General features: G+C 60.3%; 16 protein-coding genes. 8 read left to right on the top strand and 8 right to left on the bottom strand.

The window, feature by feature from the left end; all coding sequences use genetic code 11:
• Positions 1-4: 4 nt before the first annotated feature.
• A complete protein-coding gene (gene ompR, locus AC097W_RS09065) occupies positions 5-736 on the bottom strand; it encodes an osmolarity response regulator transcription factor OmpR (RefSeq protein WP_479602178.1) in 732 nt (243 codons plus the stop codon).
• 161 nt (positions 737-897) lie between these two features.
• Between ompR and AC097W_RS09060 the strand changes: the two genes are divergently transcribed.
• The 3 genes from AC097W_RS09060 (at position 898) to AC097W_RS09050 (ending at position 4,531) form a co-directional block, all read left to right on the top strand.
• On the top strand, positions 898-1,191 hold the full coding sequence (locus AC097W_RS09060; RefSeq protein ID WP_479602177.1) for a hypothetical protein: 294 nt from the start codon (positions 898-900) through the stop codon (positions 1,189-1,191).
• 49 nt (positions 1,192-1,240) lie between these two features.
• A complete protein-coding gene (locus tag AC097W_RS09055; protein ID WP_479602176.1) occupies positions 1,241-1,948 on the top strand; it encodes an SIMPL domain-containing protein in 708 nt (235 codons plus the stop codon).
• A 126-nt stretch (positions 1,949-2,074) separates the two neighbouring features.
• Positions 2,075-4,531, top strand: coding sequence for a protein kinase domain-containing protein (locus tag AC097W_RS09050; protein WP_479602175.1), 2,457 nt, complete (start codon positions 2,075-2,077; stop codon positions 4,529-4,531).
• Positions 4,532-4,537: 6 nt separating this feature from the next.
• On the opposite strand, the gene AC097W_RS09045 is transcribed toward AC097W_RS09050, so the two are convergent.
• Positions 4,538-5,308: a 3-hydroxybutyrate dehydrogenase gene (locus AC097W_RS09045; RefSeq protein ID WP_479602174.1), complete on the bottom strand. Its 771-nt coding sequence runs from the start codon at positions 5,306-5,308 to the stop codon at positions 4,538-4,540.
• A 70-nt stretch (positions 5,309-5,378) separates the two neighbouring features.
• Between AC097W_RS09045 and AC097W_RS09040 the strand changes: the two genes are divergently transcribed.
• From AC097W_RS09040 to AC097W_RS09030, 3 genes are all read left to right on the top strand, one after another.
• Entirely contained in the window at positions 5,379-6,275 is an 897-nt protein-coding gene (locus tag AC097W_RS09040; RefSeq protein ID WP_479602173.1) for an alpha/beta fold hydrolase, read from the top strand.
• A gap of 21 nt (positions 6,276-6,296) precedes the next feature.
• On the top strand, positions 6,297-8,534 hold the full coding sequence (locus AC097W_RS09035; RefSeq protein ID WP_479602172.1) for a RelA/SpoT family protein: 2,238 nt from the start codon (positions 6,297-6,299) through the stop codon (positions 8,532-8,534).
• Between the two features lie 100 nt (positions 8,535-8,634).
• Positions 8,635-9,099: a hypothetical protein gene (locus AC097W_RS09030; protein ID WP_479602171.1), complete on the top strand. Its 465-nt coding sequence runs from the start codon at positions 8,635-8,637 to the stop codon at positions 9,097-9,099.
• Positions 9,100-9,446: 347 nt separating this feature from the next.
• Here the strand turns inward: AC097W_RS09030 and deoA are convergent, their stop codons facing one another.
• From deoA to cdd, 4 genes are read right to left on the bottom strand one after another with little or no spacing between them, the layout of a single operon-like run.
• On the bottom strand, positions 9,447-10,793 hold the full coding sequence (deoA, locus tag AC097W_RS09025; RefSeq protein WP_479602170.1) for a thymidine phosphorylase: 1,347 nt from the start codon (positions 10,791-10,793) through the stop codon (positions 9,447-9,449).
• Positions 10,794-10,821: 28 nt separating this feature from the next.
• On the bottom strand, positions 10,822-11,592 hold the full coding sequence (deoC, locus tag AC097W_RS09020; RefSeq protein ID WP_479602169.1) for a deoxyribose-phosphate aldolase: 771 nt from the start codon (positions 11,590-11,592) through the stop codon (positions 10,822-10,824).
• Positions 11,593-11,600: 8 nt separating this feature from the next.
• Positions 11,601-12,452, bottom strand: coding sequence for a purine-nucleoside phosphorylase (locus AC097W_RS09015; RefSeq protein ID WP_479602168.1), 852 nt, complete (start codon positions 12,450-12,452; stop codon positions 11,601-11,603).
• Positions 12,449-12,886 carry a cytidine deaminase gene (cdd, locus tag AC097W_RS09010; protein ID WP_479602167.1) on the bottom strand — a complete coding sequence of 146 codons (438 nt, stop codon included), beginning with the start codon at positions 12,884-12,886 and terminating at the stop codon, positions 12,449-12,451. The genes AC097W_RS09015 and cdd overlap by 4 nt, the downstream gene beginning before the upstream one ends.
• A 30-nt stretch (positions 12,887-12,916) precedes the next feature.
• Here cdd and sbcB point away from each other — a divergent pair, with 30 nt between their 5' ends.
• Positions 12,917-14,365, top strand: a complete 1,449-nt coding sequence (gene sbcB / locus AC097W_RS09005; RefSeq protein ID WP_479602166.1) for an exodeoxyribonuclease I — start codon at positions 12,917-12,919, stop codon at positions 14,363-14,365.
• A gap of 28 nt (positions 14,366-14,393) precedes the next feature.
• Positions 14,394-14,870, top strand: a complete 477-nt coding sequence (locus tag AC097W_RS09000; RefSeq protein ID WP_479602165.1) for an FKBP-type peptidyl-prolyl cis-trans isomerase — start codon at positions 14,394-14,396, stop codon at positions 14,868-14,870.
• Positions 14,871-14,913: 43 nt separating this feature from the next.
• On the opposite strand, the gene AC097W_RS08995 is transcribed toward AC097W_RS09000, so the two are convergent.
• Positions 14,914-15,645 (bottom strand): DUF1499 domain-containing protein, encoded by a 732-nt coding sequence (locus AC097W_RS08995; protein ID WP_479602164.1) that lies wholly within the window; start codon positions 15,643-15,645, stop codon positions 14,914-14,916.
• Between the two features lie 24 nt (positions 15,646-15,669).
• The gene (locus tag AC097W_RS08990) at positions 15,670-16,521 is read right to left on the bottom strand and encodes a sterol desaturase family protein (protein WP_479602163.1); all 852 of its coding nucleotides are present in this window, start codon (positions 16,519-16,521) and stop codon (positions 15,670-15,672) included.
• Positions 16,522-16,574: the final 53 nt, after the last annotated feature.

Genomic DNA, 16,574 nt, shown 5'->3' with positions numbered 1-16,574 from the left:
CTCACTAGGAAGCTTCGTCGGGTACAAAAACGTATCCAACGCCCCATACGGTCTGGATCAGTCGGGGGGCTGCGGGGTCGGTTTCAACAAGCTTGCGCAGCCGGGAAACCTGAACATCCAGGCTGCGGTCAAAGGGTTCGAACTCGCGGCCGCGCGACAGCTGCGCCAGTTTCTCGCGCGACAAGGGCACCCGCGGATGGCGAACCAGCGCCTTGAGCATGGCGAATTCCCCGGTCGTCAGTGTCAGTTCTTCCCCGTTCTTGTGGAGGGTGCGGGCACCAAGGTCGAAGGTAAATGGTCCAAAACGCGCCACTTCATTGTCGGTGGATGGTGCACCAGGCACCTCTGCAGCTGGGCGGCGGCGCAAGACGGCGTGCACCCGGGCCAGTAGTTCGCGTGGGTTGAAGGGCTTGCCCAGGTAGTCATCCGCACCGACTTCAAGACCGACGATGCGGTCAATATCTTCCCCTTTGGCCGTGAGCATGATGATGGGCGTGTGGTCGTTGGCAGCACGCAGTCGCCGGCAGATGGACAGCCCGTCTTCCCCCGGCATCATCAGGTCGAGGACGATCAGATCGGCTGTTTCACGAAGCATGATCCGCGTCAGCGACTTGCCGTCTTCTGCCATCAGGACTTCAAATCCTTCCTGCGACAGATAGCGCCTCAGCAGATCGCGAATGCGTGCGTCGTCATCTACCACCAAGATTTTGTAGGGTCGGGGTGCCGGTTGTAGCATGGGAGTGTTGAATGTGTAACAAGCTTTATTTTGCGTTGCTTCTGGAAACTGTGTCTAACTGAATAGGGGCATTTGACACAATGTTACAAATATGGACGCCACATTCTTCGCTGACAGGCCAACAATGTCCACCGGGTCACCATTCGACCCGTTTAAATGCCATGTTCAAACATATTGCGGTTGGTTTCTTTTTCGGTGTGTGGGTGCTGTCTGCGTTCGCGCAGCCGGGCATCGGCAACCGCGACACCGAGAGGGACAGAGCCACCGGTTCGCCGCAGCGAGCCGACGCAGACGCGCAGATTCGCAGAGCGGCGTTGCGGCAGGCCCTGCAGGCGCAACGCGATGGGTTCACGCCACCACCCGCACCGTCCACAGTCGTGCGACAGCTCAACCTGCAGGAACGCGCCGAGTTGCGGGAACAATTGCGGCAGCAACGCCGCGACGCACCTGGCTAGTCCACCCGGTCAGGGTTTGCAAGCCCATGTTTTCTTCATAAGGTCCATTTTGAAATTTGCTATCAAATACATAGCTGCCTGCGCAATTTTGACGGGGGCTACGGGTGCTTTTGCTCAGTCTGCAGCAGTTGAGTTGCGTAACGTCGTCCAGCTTGCCGCCAGCGGGGTGGTCGAGGTTCAACAGGACCTTTTGACCGTGACCCTGGGCAGTACCCGAGAAGGTGCGGACCCTGCAGTGGTGCAGACGCAACTCCGGCTGGCCCTGGAGTCAGCGCTTGCCGAAGCCAAAAAGACGGCCCAGGCAGGGGCCATGGATGTTCGGACCGGCGCATTCGGTTTGCAGCCGCGCTACGGGCGCGATGGCAAGATTTCGGGCTGGCAGGGTACTACCGAGCTGGTTCTGGAGGGGCGGGATTTTGTGCGCATTGGCGCGGCTGCGGGCAAGATACAAACCCTCACCATCAGCAATGTTGCGTTCAGCCTCAGCCGCGAGTTGCGCAACAGGGTGGAAACCGAGGCACAGACCCTGGCCATTGATCGCTTCAAGGCCAAGGCGACGGATATTGCACAGGGTTTTGGATTCGGCTCCTATTCGCTGCGCGAAGTGTCCGTAAACGCCAATGACCAGAACTATGGACCGCGTCCACGGATGGTCTCCATGGAGTTGAAGGCGGCAGCTTCCGACGCACCTGTTCCGATGGAGGCTGGCAAGTCTTCGGTGGTGGTGAACGTGACAGGGTCCGTCCAGCTCAAATAGTCGTCTGGCCGCCCGTGCTAGCGGGCAATGCGGGAATTGCGGGAATGACATCCTGCGGGGTGAAGCCGGTCGGTGTCATACTGACGCCGGTATAAAAAAACGTGCGTCTTCCCTATTTCCCAAAGCATGTCAGAAACTTCTTCATTTTCAAACAGTCGTCCTTCGCTTGCGACCGGTGCGTTGCGGCCGTCCGACACACTGGGACGTTTCGAATTGCGCAAGATCCTGGGGCAAGGTGGCCAGTCGACGGTGTGGTTGGCGTTTGACCCACGCATGGAGCGTGAAGTGGCGATCAAGGTCATGCGCCCTGGCGACGGATCGGACGACAAGGCTGTGTCAACCTGGCTGCAGGAGGCGCGCAGCGTGGGACGTGTCACGCATCCGAATATCGTTCCAGTGTACGAAGCTGATGTTCACGGCCGCCAACCTTATCTGGTGTTTGAGTATGTTGCCGGTAAAACGCTGGATCAGCTGGTTCAGGAACGCGGCGCCTTGCCCCCACCCGAAGCAGTGGCGCTGATGATGGATGTGCTCGACGCGGTGGCCGTCGCCCATGCAGCCGGCATGGTGCATCGCGACCTGAAGCCCTCCAATGTGCTGGTAGATGCCGCCGGACGCGCTCGTGTAATGGACTTTGGCATTGCCGCCCGCATCAAGGACCGCAATGACAGCGACCCTGTAGCCGCCAGTGGCGGCACGGTGGGGTATTTGTCCCCTGAGGCCGCCAACGGTGCGGCACCTGCAGCCTCCATGGATATATTTTCTGCGGGTGTGGTCCTTGCAGAGCTGATTATGGGCAAGCGCCTGATTGAGGAGCGCGACCCCTACCGGGCCATTTACCGGGTGGTGCATGAACAGCTGATGTTGCCTGCCAATTTGAATGCCGAGGTCGACGACCGATTGCGCGCCATCGTCATGCGCGCACTGGCGCGTGACCCCAAACAGCGGTTTGCCAGTGCCCGGGCGTTCCAGAGCGAGTTGGAGCAGTGGGCCAAGCCCGTTGATGCAAATGCGGACAGTTCCGCGGGTGCCAACAGCACACTCGAATTCCTGTTGCGCCGCATGCGGCACAAAAGTGACTTCCCGGCCTTGTCCGATTCGGTTGTCCGCATCCAGAGCATGGCCACATCGGAGACCGAGAGCGTCAACAGCGTCACCAACGAAATATTGAAAGACGTTGCGCTGACTAACAAGCTCTTGCGACTGGTCAACAGCGCCCACTATGCGCGTGGTGGCAATATCAGCACGGTGTCACGGGCTGTCAGTCTTGTCGGTTTCAATGGCATACGCAACATGGCCCTGAGCCTGGTGCTGCTGGAGCACATGCAGGACAAAGCCCATGCGGCGCAGCTCAAGGAAGAGTTTTTGCGGTCGCTTATGGCGGGCTCCATTGCCGGTGAGTTGTGCCCGGTGTTGCGTGAAAGTGAAGAGGCTTTCATTGGGTCCATGTTCCAGAATCTGGGGCGCTTGCTGGTTCAGTTTTATTTTTCCGAGGAGGCTACCCAGGTACGGGGCCTGTTGCAGTCCCAGCGTGAGCCGCTAACGGAGGCGGTTGCATCAACGCGTGTGCTGGGGTTGAGCTTCGAAGACCTGGGCTTGGGCATTGCCAAGGCGTGGGGGTTGCCACAGGGCATTCAGCGCTGCATGCGCAAGCCGGTTGGCACGCCGCCCGGCAGTGCGCCCGCTGATGCGGGGGAGCGCATTCGATGGATCGCATTGGCATCCAATGAAATCGCCGATGTGCTGCTCCAAAGTGACCCCAAAGAGGTTGATGCCCGCATTGCGCTGGTGACCCGAAAATACGCAGCGTCGATGGGAATTAGCTTCAAGACTGTTCAGGATGCAACCCTGAAGGCTCGACAAAAGCTGATTGATTTGGCTGGCGCCATGGAGATTCGGGTGGCGCCGGGCTCGCCCGCATCCAAATTGCTGAAGGCGCCAGAAAATCTGACCAGTCAATCCGCTGAACAAAGCCCCGATACCGATGGCAACCTGGGACGCTTTGAACTACAGGCCACTCAGGCGGCCCCACTGAACGGGGTCATCGAGCCTCCGCCCAAGGACAACCGCGTGGCAGACACGCTATCGGCCGGCATTCAGGACATCACCAATGCCATGGTCGAGGACTTCAAGCTTACCGACGTGCTGCGCATGATTCTGGAGACCATGTACCGGGCCATGGGGTTTGACCGCATTATTTTCTGCATGCGTGATGCAAAAACTGAAACAGTCACCGGCCGTTTTGGTTTGGGCAATGGCGTGGAAAATTTCGTGAAGAGCTTCAAAGTCCCGCTCAAGGCCGCAACGCCGGATCTTTTTGCTGTGGTGTGCCTCAAGGGTGCTGACACCATGATCAGTGACGCCACCGAGGCGCGCATTGTTCAGCGACTGCCAGAGTGGTACCGCAAGTCCCTGAATGCCCCCACTTTTTTGTTGTTGCCTTTGCAGATCAAGGGCGCACCGTTCGGCCTGATTTATGCCGACAAGATTGAGCACGGCTCGTTGGAACTGGACGAAAAAGAACTCGCCTTGCTGCGCACCCTGCGCAACCAGGCGGTGATGGCGTTCAAGCAGTCCAGTTAGAGCAACTCACTGCGCGGTCCAGCCGCCATCCATGTTCCAGGCTACGCCGCGCACGTTGTTGCCGGCGGGTGAGCAGAAGAACACGGCGAGGGCGCCCAGTTCTTCGGGGGTAGTGAACTGCATGGACGGCTCTTTTTCACCGAGCAGCTGTTTGGTGGCATCCGCGTTGGAAATGCCCTGCGTAGCAGCCTTGGCATCCACCTGTTTTTGTACCAGTGGCGTCAGCACCCAGCCGGGGCAGATGGCATTGCAGGTTACGCCCGTGGTAGCGTTCTCCAGGGCAGTGACCTTGGTCAGACCCACCACACCGTGCTTGGCCGCCACGTAGGCAGACTTCTCCGCAGAACCGACCAAACCATGGATGGAAGCCACATTGATGATGCGGCCCCAGTTTTTCGCTTGCATGGCAGGCAAAGCCAGACGGGTGGCATGGAAGGCACTGCTCATGTTGATGGCAATGATGGCGTCCCAGCGCTCAATGGGGAAGTTCTCAACGCGGGCCACATGCTGGATACCCGCGTTGTTTACCAGAATATCAACCGAGCCGAACGTCTGCTCTGCGTGTTTCATCATGGCTTCGATTTCTGACGGCTTGCTCATGTCAGCGCCGTGATAAGTCACCCGCACGCCCAAGGCTGCGATTTCCGCCTTGGGGCCCTCCACATCGCCAAAGCCGTTCAGAACAATATTGGCCCCCTGCGCGGCAAGTGCTTTGGCAATCCCCAATCCAATGCCGCTGGTGGATCCGGTCACGAGTGCAGTTTTACCTTTGAGCATGGTGTCGCTTTCAAAAAAGGGTTGGGGATTCAATTAGGATGTAGACGTATTATCAAACCAACATTCCACCATGGCTGAACCTACGCTGAACTACCTATCTTGCCCTGACAGCGGTGCCGGCCATCGCCTGGCATATTGGCAGTGGGGGGACGTCAATGCTGCGCATGTAGTGGTGTGTGTGCACGGCCTTTCCCGCCAGGGCCGGGATTTCGATGTGCTGGCTCAGGGACTGGTGCAAAAGGCGGGTGGCGCCATCCGGGTGATCTGCCCCGACATGGCGGGCCGCGGCCAAAGCGATTGGCTGATTGACCCGCAAGGCTACCAATTGCCAACCTATGCTGCGGACATGCTGGCACTGCTGGCGCATTTGAAGCCACAAACGCTGGACTGGGTTGGCACCAGCATGGGCGGACTCATCGGCATGGCTGTGTGTGGCCAGCCAGGGTTGCCGCTTCCCGTGCCGGTACGCCGCCTGGTGCTCAATGACGTGGGTCCAGCCATTCAGTGGGAAGCGATTGTGCGCATTGGTACCTACCTGGGGCGGTCCGTGCAGTTCGAATCGCTGCAGCAGGCGGCTGACGCCATGTGGGCGGTTTCCACCACCTTTGGCCCCCACACCCCGGCGCAATGGCTGGAGTTATCCCGGCATATGGTCAAGCCGGTAGCGGGTACTCCGGGCGCGGTGACTCTGCATTACGACCCTGCCATTGCGGTGCCGTTTGGTGCCATGACACAAGAATCGGCCGCCCAAGGCGAGGCTATGCTGTGGCATCTCTATGACGGCATTCAGGCTCAAACGCTGTTGCTTCGGGGCGCAGAGTCGGATTTACTCTCTGGTGGCACAGCCCGTCAAATGGCCGAGCGCGGTCCCCAAGCCCGGTTGGTGGAGTTTGCAGGTGTGGGCCATGCGCCCACCTTGATTGCCGCAGACCAGGTGCAGGCCGTGACGGCTTTTCTGCTGGACTGAACCCCAACGACCAACGCCCACATGAAAAGCTCGTCACCAGACACTTCCGCGGTGGTTCCTCCGCCCGTGATTGCTGCCACGACCCAAAGCCAGCACGAGCAAGCCGATGCACTGGCGCGCGCGCGTGCGTTTGCTGAGCCACTGCTGGCCAGCGAAACCCTGGATACCGGCGAGAACATCCTGGCCCATGCCGATGCGGTGGCCGCTATTCTCAAGTCGATTGGCGGATCGCAGACCATGCAGGCGGCCAGCTACCTGGTGTATACCTGCGACCACCTGAACAAGCCGCATGAGGTGATCGCCAAGGCATTTGGTGACAACTTCGCGGACTTGGCAATGGAGACCACCAAGCTGGTGCGGGTGCAGCGCATGGCCCGGTTAGCCCAGATTTCTGCCAGCCACTCCGGAACGCCCATTCCCATGGCCCAGACTGCGGCGGCGCAGACGGAAAGCGTGCGCAAGATGCTGTTGGCGTTTTCGCGTGATTTGCGCGTAGTGATGCTGCGTCTGGCCTCCAGGCTGCAAACCTTGCGCCATTTCGCTGCCACAAAACTGCCGGTTCCCCCCGGCTTGGCCAATGAGTCGCTGCAAGTGTTTGCACCCTTGGCCAATCGTCTGGGCATCTGGGAGATCAAGTGGGAAATGGAAGACCTTTCCTTTCGTTTTCTGGAACCTGAAACCTACCGCGAAGTAGCGCGGTTACTGGATGAAAAACGCACGGAACGCGAAGCGCATATCGAGCAGCTGCGCCTCCAGCTGGCTACCGACCTGGCTAGCCAGGGCATTCACGCTACGGTGCAGGGGCGCCCCAAGCACATCTACAGCATCGTCAAGAAAATGCGGGGCAAGTCGCTGGGGTTTGATCAGGTGTACGACATCCGCGCGCTGCGGATTGTGGTGCCTACGATTCCCGATTGCTACGATGCCTTGAGCTGGGTGCACAACCATTTTTCGCCAGTGCTGGATGAATTCGACGACTACATTGCGCGCCCCAAGGTCAATGGTTATCAGTCGCTGCACACCGTGGTGCGGGACGCTTCTGGCCAGCCCATAGAAGTGCAGGTGCGCACCCAGGCCATGCACGACCTGGCAGAGACAGGCGTCGCGGCCCACTGGGCCTACAAGGAAGCGGGCGTCAAGGGCTATGCCGGAGTGTCTGCCAGCGGCGAGTACGACGCCAAGATTGCAGTGTTGCGCCAGTTGTTGGCATGGGAGCGCGATCTGTCCGGTGCCGGGATGGACAGCAAGGCCCCCGGTTTTTTCGAAGACCGTATTTATGTGCTGACGCCCGATGCGGCTATCGTGGAGTTGCCTCAGGGCGCCACAGCCATAGATTTTGCCTACAGCGTGCACACCAACCTGGGCCACCGTTGCCGGGGTGCGCGGGTCGATGGTGCCATGGTGCCCCTCAACACGCCGCTCAAAAATGGCCAGACGGTTGAAGTGACCGTGACCAAAGAAGGCGGTCCGTCGCGTGACTGGCTCAACCCGGAGCTGGGTTTTTTGGTGAGCCCGCGAGCCCGCTCCAAGGTGCGCGCCTGGTTCAATGCCCTGGCCATGGGAGAAACCGTGGCCAAGGGCCGCGAGGCGGTTGAAAAGCTGTTGCAACGCGAGGGCAAGACGGCCATCAAGCTCGAAGACCTGGCGTCCCAACTGGGCTTCAATTCAGCCGAAGAGCTGTTTGAAGTGGTGGGCAAAGACGAGTTCTCGCTGCGCAACATAGAAATCGTGCTGCGCCCGCCCGAGCCGGTGTTGCCGCAAGACGAGTTTTTGCTGCTCAAAAAGCCCAAGGCTCCCAGCCATTCATCCAAGGGCGGGGTGCTGGTGGTGGGTGTGGATTCGCTCATGACCCAACTGGCCAAGTGCTGCAAACCCGCACCACCCGATGCCATTTGCGGTTTTGTGACCCGCGGCAAGGGCGTGAGCGTGCACCGGGCCGACTGCTCCAACCTGCGCAACATGGTCACCCGCAGTGGCGACCGCGTTATCGAGGTGGAATGGGGCGGCAAGACGGGTGGCGATGGTTCTGTTTACCCGGTGGATGTGGCGGTGGAAGCCAACGACCGCCAGGGCCTGCTACGCGATATCTCCGAAGTGTTTGCCAAAGAAAAAATGAACGTCATTGGCGTGCAAACCCAGTCGATTCGGGGCATTGCGTGGATGACCTTTACCGTGGAGGTGAGTAGTTCCGGGCGCCTGACCAAGGTGCTGGGGATCGTGGCGGAACTGAATGGGGTGCGGACGGCTCGGCGACGTTGAGGCCTTTGCGCGGTCGTCGGACATTGGTGGCAACAATTACTTACATTTTTCTTTGCGATGCCAAGTCGGCTCATCCGGGCATCCGGCGCGTTGTTGGTGAATGAAACCAACCATTGGAAAGCAGCACCTCACCAATGCAATGCTTGGCGCGACGGTCCTCGTGGCCGTAATGGCACTGAGTGGATGCGGTGGAGGCGATTTGTATGTCGATACGCCACCGTTTGATATTCACGTGGCCGTCGGGGGGCAGCCGCTGACGGGTGTCATTCTTACACCCGGTCCCTTGCAACGCGTATCGATGCGCGCGGGGCAATCTATGGTGTTGAATGCAAACGAACCGGTCACGTGGTCACTCAATGTGGGTGGCACAACCGTCTCGGGACCGGGGGTTACGGTTTACTACGGCGGCGTGGCCATCACCCTTACGGAACTGACCGCATCACGAGTCGCGATTGACACGGGCATTGGCTACCCGCTGGCCGCTCCGCTCTTCATCACGCTTGTCGCGACATCCACCTATGACTTTGCGCAAGTCGCCACGATCCAAGTGCTTCTGACTCCCTAGAGTCTGTGCCTTCAAGCGCAGGCTACTCGGGCTTTGGCGGGTTGTGTCGCAGTATGCATTTGTCTGGCCAAGCATTTCGCGCATGAGTTGTTGCACGTCCGCGTTCGTGATCGGTACTTGCGTTGTTAGGGTGGAATCAAAAAGCTCGGTTGCAGCGGCGATGCCACGAAGCCACAGCGCATGTACGCGGCGATCGACGTGCCCGCGTCGAAGCTCTGAAACAGCGAGTCTTCAGCATGAAAACGCCTAGGCCCCACGCAGGTCTGTGGATGCTAGATGTGCCAATTTGCTATTATTTTAGTAGCTGTCTGCGCATATTCTGCGGGGGCTAGAAGGCTTTTTCACCGTCAATCGGCGGCGATGACGGCCAGCACGCAAGGTATGGCCGACCAAGGCAAGCCCGCATCCGAGATGGTGCACGCCGCGTGCAACTGGGCGGCCGCACGCTGCGCACTGGCACGGTTGGCCGCGTGTACCCAGGCGATCGGTTCGCCGGCCTCCAGGTGCTCGCCCAGTTGACGCATCTGGCTCAGGCCCACGCGCAAATCAAGGGCGTCGCCCGCCTTGCGGCGGCCACCACCGAGCTCGACCACCGCCAGGCCGATATCGCGGGTCTGCATGGCTGTCAACAGGCCGGATCGGGGTGCCGGTACGGGCAACACCACGGGCGCTACAGGCAAGTAAGCCGCGGGTCGCTCCAGCAAATCAGCAGGGCCGCCCAAGGCGGACACCATGCGCGCAAAGCGCTCAGCCGCAGCGCCGCTGTCCAGCACCGCTTGCAACTGGGCGCGCGCGGCCGTTGTGTTGGCCGCCAGGCCGCCCAGCACCAGCATTTCGGCGCCCAGGGCGAGGGTGATTGCGTGCAGGCGCGCCTCACGCCCCGTGTTACGGCCACCCACGCTGCTATCGCCGGTGAGGTAGCGAATGGCCTCTGCCACTTCCAGTGCGTTGCCCACCTCGCGGCCCAGCGCCTGGTTCATGTCGGTGATCAGGGCGGTGGTTTTCAGGCCTGCGCCATTGGCCACCGCGACGATGCTGCTGGCCAGTTCATTTGCCATGGGGCGCGAATCGGCAAAGGCGCCGTTGCCGCACTTCACGTCCATCACCAGACCCTGCAAGCCCGCCGCCAGTTTCTTGGACAAGATGCTGGCGGTGATCAATGGCACACTTTCCACGGTGGCGGTGACGTCGCGCGTGGCGTAAAAGCGGCGGTCGGCGGGCGCCAAGTCAGCCGTCTGCCCGATGATGGCGCAGCCGACAGTGCGCACGATCTGGTCGAGCAACTGGGGTGATGGGGTGGTGCTGTAGCCGGGTATGGCTTCGAGCTTGTCGCAGGTGCCACCGGTGTGGCCCAGGCCGCGGCCTGAGATCATGGGTACATAGCCACCGCAGGCCGCAACCATGGGTGCCAGCATCAGGCTGACCTTGTCGCCCACGCCGCCGCTGGAGTGTTTGTCCAGCACGGGGCCGGGCATGTCGCGCCAGATCATGACGCGGCCGGAGTGCATCATGGCGTGGGTCAGGGCCACGCATTCATCGCGGTCCATGCCGCGCAAAAAGATGGCCATGGCCATGGCGGCCACCTGGCCTTCGCTCCAGCTTCCGTCCACCAGGCCTTTTACAAAATGCTGGATTTGGGCAACGTTCAGTGCGTGGCCGTCGCGTTTGATTCGTATGATTTCTTGCGCCAGCATGGTCTTCTACTTGTTCTTCCGGATGCGTTCAGTACGTGCCGGAAACGGGCGCTGATCCCTGGCCCTCCAGCACGGCTTCAATGTCGTTGAGCAGGCCACTCGCGCCAAAACGAAACCGCTGCGGAGTCACCGCTGCTGCTCCGAGTGTGCTGGCTGCCAGGCTTAGATAGGTCTTGGCATCAAGGACCGACCGAATGCCGCCCGAGGCCTTGAAACCTGCTAGGGGGAGGCCACTGGTGGCAATTTCCCGCAGCATGATGGTTGCCGCGTCCAGCGTGGCAGAGACCGGGGTCTTGCCGGTGCTGGTCTTGACGAAATCGGCGCCAGCCGACAGCGCGAGGCGGGTGGCCTGGGCTATCCATTCGGGTTGGACCAGTTCGCCGCTCTCAATGATGACTTTCAGGGTGAGGGGTCGGCTGGCCGCCCTAACCTCATTCAGGAAATCGGCGCATTCTTGCGTCTTGCCTTGCATCAGGGCGCGGTAGGGCAGCACGACATCGACCTCATCACCGCCCGCGGCAACAATTTGCTGCACATCAGCGAGCGCGCGGACCCCATCCAGTGCACCATCGGGAAAATTGGCCACCGCAGCCACCCGAATATCGGCAGGGAGCAGGCTTCGCGCCAGTGCCACAAAGCGCGGCCACACGCATACCGCAGCCACAGGGCCAAAACGTGTCTGCGCCCGCTTGCACATCGCTTCAATATCGGCATGGGTATCCGCATCATTCAGGCTGGTCAGGTCCAGACATTGCAGCGCCTGTCGGGCATATTCGGTCAGGGTGGGGTCTTGTGTCATGTCTGGCCTCAGGAAACGTGCTGGTTAGGCAGTGATGGCAGATCGGCCAGGCTGGCGATCAGCGTGCTCAAAAAATGCGCAGCGTGCTCGCCTGATACTCTTGCCTGCTGCAACGTGGCCGCATGGGTGAGCGCCTCGGCGGACAGGCCCGCTGCCATGTTGGTGATCAACGACAGGCCCACCACACGCAAACCGGCATGTCGGGCCAGAATGGTTTCTGGCACGGTACTCATGCCCACCGCATCAGCCCCCCAGGTGGCAAACATGCGGATTTCGGCGGGGGTTTCGAACTGCGGTCCGAGCGCCCAAAGATAGGTGCCTTCAGCCAGCACCAGTTTGTGGGCTTGTGCCAGATTTTTGGCATGTGTGCGCAGCTCCGGGTCATAGGCGGCGCTCATGTCCACAAAGCGCGCGTTGCCGGGCTCACCCACCAAGGGCGAGCGTTGCGGGGCGTTGATGTGGTCGGCAATCAGCATCAGGCTGCCCGGCGGAATGTGCGCGCGCAGGCTGCCTGCCGCGTTGGTTTGAATCAACACCTTGACACCCCAGGCTTTGAGGCTGCGCAGGGCCCCCGCCATTCCAGAGCAGTCACCGCTTTCATAGGTGTGGGTGCGGCCGCCCAGCACGGCCACCCGCTGTGCGCCGATGTTGCCTACGGTTATTTCACTGACATGGCCCTCCACTCCAGTCGATACAAACGCTGGCAGCTCGGCGTAGGCCAGGCGTTGGGCACCATTGACCTTTTGTGCGGCGCCCGCCCAGCCTGAGCCCAAGATTACGGCAACCTCAGGGGCCGCACCAAAGGCCGCCTGCAGTTTGCCTGCCGATTCGGCAACGGCTGATGAGAGCGCGGCATTCATTTCAGGTGGTCCGGGCCAAAGCTGGCGGGCAGCAGTTGCCCCAGCGTCCAGCTTTGCTGGATGCCACTGGGGTCGGCTGCGATGACGACCAGGTCGTCGTCGCCAAATTCGCGCAGTTTTTGGCGGCACCCGCCACAGGGGGTGATGACGTCCGGGCCCGGCCCGGTAACCAGTACCGCCTTGGCCCGGAGGCCTCCGGCCATCACCATGGCCCCCAAAGCGGTGGCCTCGGCGCACCAACCCTGGGGGTAGGCGGCGTTCTCAATATTGCAGCCCGCGTGGATGGCACCGTGCTCGTCCAGCACGGCGGCGCCGACTGCACAGAGAGAGTAGGGTGAGTGTGAATGGGCGCGGGCGTCCTGCGCTGCTTCCAGCAGGCGTTGCAGTACATCGTTGGAGAGTTGAAGCATCAGCGATCCTTGATGTTGTTTCAAGTGGGTTCAATAGTGTAGTGTTGCGCCACCATGCACCAGCACACCTTTCTCTGGCACGACTACGAAACCTTTGGCACCCAGGTGCGGCGCGACCGACCCGCACAGTTTGCGGCCATTCGCACCGATGCCGATTTGAACGAGGTGGGCGAGCCCATCATGCTGTATTGCCAGCCTGCGCCCGATTTTTTGCCCGATCCGCAGTCCTGCCTGATTACCGGCATCACACCACAGTTGTGCCTGGAGCGCGGTGTGCCAGAGTACCAGTTTTCAGCCGTGATCGAACAAGCCCTGGGTCATCCTGGCACGATTGGCGTGGGCTACAACACCATCCGCTTTGACGACGAAATCACGCGCTTTCTGTTCTGGCGCAACTTGATCGACCCCTATGCCCGGGAGTGGCAAAACGAATGTGGTCGCTGGGACCTGCTGGATGTGGTACGCACCGCCTATGCCTTGCGCCCCGAAGGTATTGTGTGGCCCGCCAAGCCGGAAGGCGGTGCCAGTTTCAAACTGACTGACTTGACCGCCGCCAACGGCCTGGTGCACGAGGCCGCGCACGATGCATTGAGCGACGTGCGGGCCACCATTGCGCTGGCCCGTCTGATCAAAGCGGCCCAGCCGCGGCTGTTTGACTTTTGTCTGGGCCTGCACAAGAAGGATCGGGTGATGGCCGAGCTGGGGTTGCCCACTACGCTGCAATCGGCGCGCCCCTTTATTCATGTCTCGGGCATGTTCCCATCTGAGAGGGGGTGTCTGGCGATCATGTGGCCGCTTGCCATGCACCCCCATAACAAAAACGAGCTGATTGCCTGGGATCTGGCGCATGACCCGCGCGAACTGGCTTCGCTCAACGCAGCGGACATGCGTCTGCGGCTGTTCAGCAAGACGGCGGAGTTGCCGCAAGGGGTGACGCGCTTGCCCATCAAGTCCATTCACCTCAACAAATCACCCATGGTGATATCCAATTTGAAGGTTTTGTCCAGCGCCATGGCCCAGCGCTGGGGTGTGGAGTTGGAATTACAGTTGAACCACGCAGCGCTGGCGCGGGATCTGCCGGACATGAGCGCCATATGGCCTGCAGTGTTTGAGCGCCCCCCGCAGCCACAACCAGACGTGGACGAGGACCTGTATGCCGGGTTCATTGGAGACAGTGACCGGCGTCGGCTGAACGACTTGCGCGCTATGTCTGCGCAACAACTGGCAAGTGCACATCCCGCTTTTGAAGATGAGCGTTTGCCCGAATTGCTGTTTCGATACCGCGCGCGCAATTTCCCCGGTCTGTTGACTGCGGTAGAGGCCGGGCGCTGGGAAGCGCATCGCGCACGGCGCCTGTTTGACGGCGCGGACGGCGCCCGCACGGTGGATCAATTGGCGGACCAGATTGACCAACTGTCGGAATCTGCCGATGAGCGCGGCGAGGCCATTCTGGGCGCGCTGTACGATTACGCTGAATCCATTGCGCCCGAACGCCACGGATAATCCCCCATCCAACCGACTACACAGCCTTATGAAAATTGAAAAAGACACCGCCGTTACCTTGCGTTTTTCTGTGGCGGATGCCGCAGGCAAACTGATCGACAATAGCAGTGACCCCATGGTTTACCTGCATGGCGGCTATGACAACACCTTTCCGAAGATCGAATCCGCACTGGAGGGCCAGGAACCCGGCTACCAGGTGACACTGACTCTGACGGCTGACGAAGCCTTCGGCCAGCGTGAAGAGGCCCTGGTTCGCACCATTCCCAAAAAGGAGTTTCCTGCCGGCGTGAAGGTAGGTGGCCAGCTCAAGGGTTACACCGAAGGCGGAAATGAGCAGGTATTCAACGTGCTCAAGATCAAGGGCGATACCGTGCACTTGGACGGCAACCACCCGCTTGCGGGAAAGGACTTGCGCTTTACCGTCAAGGTATTGGATGTGCGTCCAGCTTCAGCGGAAGAAATTGCCCACAAGCATGTACACGGCGAGCATGGACATCACCATTGATTGAGTTCCGGTCAGTCGAGGCGCAACTTGTGCTGCCATGGCGCTAGTGTGCGACCCGTTTGTCCAACGCAGCAAGATAGGCGCGAATCCGCTTGGCGTTGGCTCCGCGATCAATGCGCCCGACACGTGAACGCGACCGAACATCCACTTGGGAGCCGCCGTCTGCGGGTTTTACTCGCACCGCTACTTCGTCCGTGAATCCATACAGTCGAGTCTTGGCAGTCGCTTCAATTCGCCCCTCTTCCGGCACACTGGCAACGATCTCCCACCCACTGTATTTTGCTGCGGCCAGTGCGCTTTCAAACGCCTCGTTGGGGGGTATTGCCAATTTCAGTGGGGCAAGGTCAGGATAGGCTGCTCGTTGCTGCGCAGCAACCTTGGCGTTAGGGTAGTCCGTGGCGATCGGCATATCCCAAAACACAGGCGCATCGCTGGTATCGGTGCTGATGTCATTGATGGCGGGATACATCCGGCTCGCAACCTCCCATTGGATCGCTATTGCTACGAGAGGCAGTGATGCAACGATGCCCAGGACGGCCAGAAGCAGGCCCCTGCGTTGTGACCCTGGGCGTGCCTGAATCAAACCCCCTATCGACAAAAGGAGGGCCAATGCAGCGCCATAGAATGCCCATTCCGAAACCTGCAAAGCGAGCGTGAAATGCCACCAGCCCTGGCGTGAGCCTATGCCGGATGCCACCAGGGTAGCTGTCGCGGCAATACCGAGGATCAGCCCCGCCATCGCGTACCACGAAAGTTGTTTTGTAGGTGTTGTCATTGGGGTCTCGTTAGGTGTGTTGGCTTATTCAGACCAGGTACGGCGGTTGATGGCATAACCCTCGACTTCGCTCTTGAAGGGCATCATCAGCATGCCATCCAGGCGCGCCACCTCCCGCGGATCGGTATGGCCGTGAATGCCAATGGTCATCCCCAACTGGCCAGCGCGGGGCTGCGCGCGGTAGGTGCCAAACAGGTGATCCCACCAGGGCAGGTTAAAGCCAAAGTTCGAATGGGTCTCGTCATCCTCCACGGAGTGGTGCACGCGGTGCATGTCCGGCGTGACGATGAACTGGCGCAGCACGCGGTCCAGGCCCACAGGCAAACGGATGTTGCCGTGATTGAACATGGCAGCCGCATTGAGCACCACCTCGAAGATCACCACCGCCACTACCGGTGCGCCGAGCACGGTAATGGTGGCGAACTTGATCAGCATCGACAGCACGATCTCAATGGGGTGAAAGCGTGACCCGGTGGTCAGGTCGTAATCCAGGTCCGCGTGGTGCACCCGGTGCAGCCGCCATAGTGCAGGCACGGCGTGAACCATGACGTGTTGTAGCCAGATTACCAAGTCCATGGCAACGACGGCCAGCGGCACCGCCAACCAGAATGGGACAGGGAAATGGTTGAGCAGGCCCCAGCCATTCGCTTCGCTGAAGGCCGCGATGCCCACCGCGGCCATGGGGAATAGCAGGCGCAGCACCACTGTATTGAGGATCACCAGACCAAGGTTGCTTGCCCAGCGCAGGGATTTGGATACGGTCAACGCACGCTGAGGTGCCAGGACTTCCCAGATGCCAACCACGGCAAATATGACAAAAAAGAAGCTGAGCCGGATTACAGGCTCGTGCTCAAGTACAAACTGTTCAAATTGCATATTTATTTCCGGTGACCTGCGCAAAGAATTTCCCTTGAAAATCAACCAATCAT

This window comes from Rhodoferax sp. GT1R46, assembly GCF_056521285.1.
This window is presented reverse-complemented; position numbering and strand designations above follow the sequence as displayed.

What these genes read in the sequence shown, in the direction of transcription:
- deoC (WP_479602169.1), bottom strand. Translation starts at nt 11,592, where the DNA reads ATGACACAAGACCCCACCCTGACCGAATATGCCCGACAGGCGCTGCAA.
- AC097W_RS09015 (WP_479602168.1), bottom strand. Translation starts at nt 12,452, where the DNA reads ATGAATGCCGCGCTCTCATCAGCCGTTGCCGAATCGGCAGGCAAACTG.
- AC097W_RS09000 (WP_479602165.1), top strand. Translation starts at nt 14,394, where the DNA reads ATGAAAATTGAAAAAGACACCGCCGTTACCTTGCGTTTTTCTGTGGCG.
- AC097W_RS08990 (WP_479602163.1), bottom strand. Translation starts at nt 16,521, where the DNA reads ATGCAATTTGAACAGTTTGTACTTGAGCACGAGCCTGTAATCCGGCTC.
- AC097W_RS09050 (WP_479602175.1), top strand. Translation starts at nt 2,075, where the DNA reads ATGTCAGAAACTTCTTCATTTTCAAACAGTCGTCCTTCGCTTGCGACC.
- deoA (WP_479602170.1), bottom strand. Translation starts at nt 10,793, where the DNA reads ATGCTGGCGCAAGAAATCATACGAATCAAACGCGACGGCCACGCACTG.
- ompR (WP_479602178.1), bottom strand. Translation starts at nt 736, where the DNA reads ATGCTACAACCGGCACCCCGACCCTACAAAATCTTGGTGGTAGATGAC.
- sbcB (WP_479602166.1), top strand. Translation starts at nt 12,917, where the DNA reads ATGCACCAGCACACCTTTCTCTGGCACGACTACGAAACCTTTGGCACC.
- AC097W_RS08995 (WP_479602164.1), bottom strand. Translation starts at nt 15,645, where the DNA reads ATGACAACACCTACAAAACAACTTTCGTGGTACGCGATGGCGGGGCTG.
- AC097W_RS09060 (WP_479602177.1), top strand. Translation starts at nt 898, where the DNA reads ATGTTCAAACATATTGCGGTTGGTTTCTTTTTCGGTGTGTGGGTGCTG.
- AC097W_RS09045 (WP_479602174.1), bottom strand. Translation starts at nt 5,308, where the DNA reads ATGCTCAAAGGTAAAACTGCACTCGTGACCGGATCCACCAGCGGCATT.
- AC097W_RS09030 (WP_479602171.1), top strand. Translation starts at nt 8,635, where the DNA reads ATGAAACCAACCATTGGAAAGCAGCACCTCACCAATGCAATGCTTGGC.
- AC097W_RS09040 (WP_479602173.1), top strand. Translation starts at nt 5,379, where the DNA reads ATGGCTGAACCTACGCTGAACTACCTATCTTGCCCTGACAGCGGTGCC.
- AC097W_RS09035 (WP_479602172.1), top strand. Translation starts at nt 6,297, where the DNA reads ATGAAAAGCTCGTCACCAGACACTTCCGCGGTGGTTCCTCCGCCCGTG.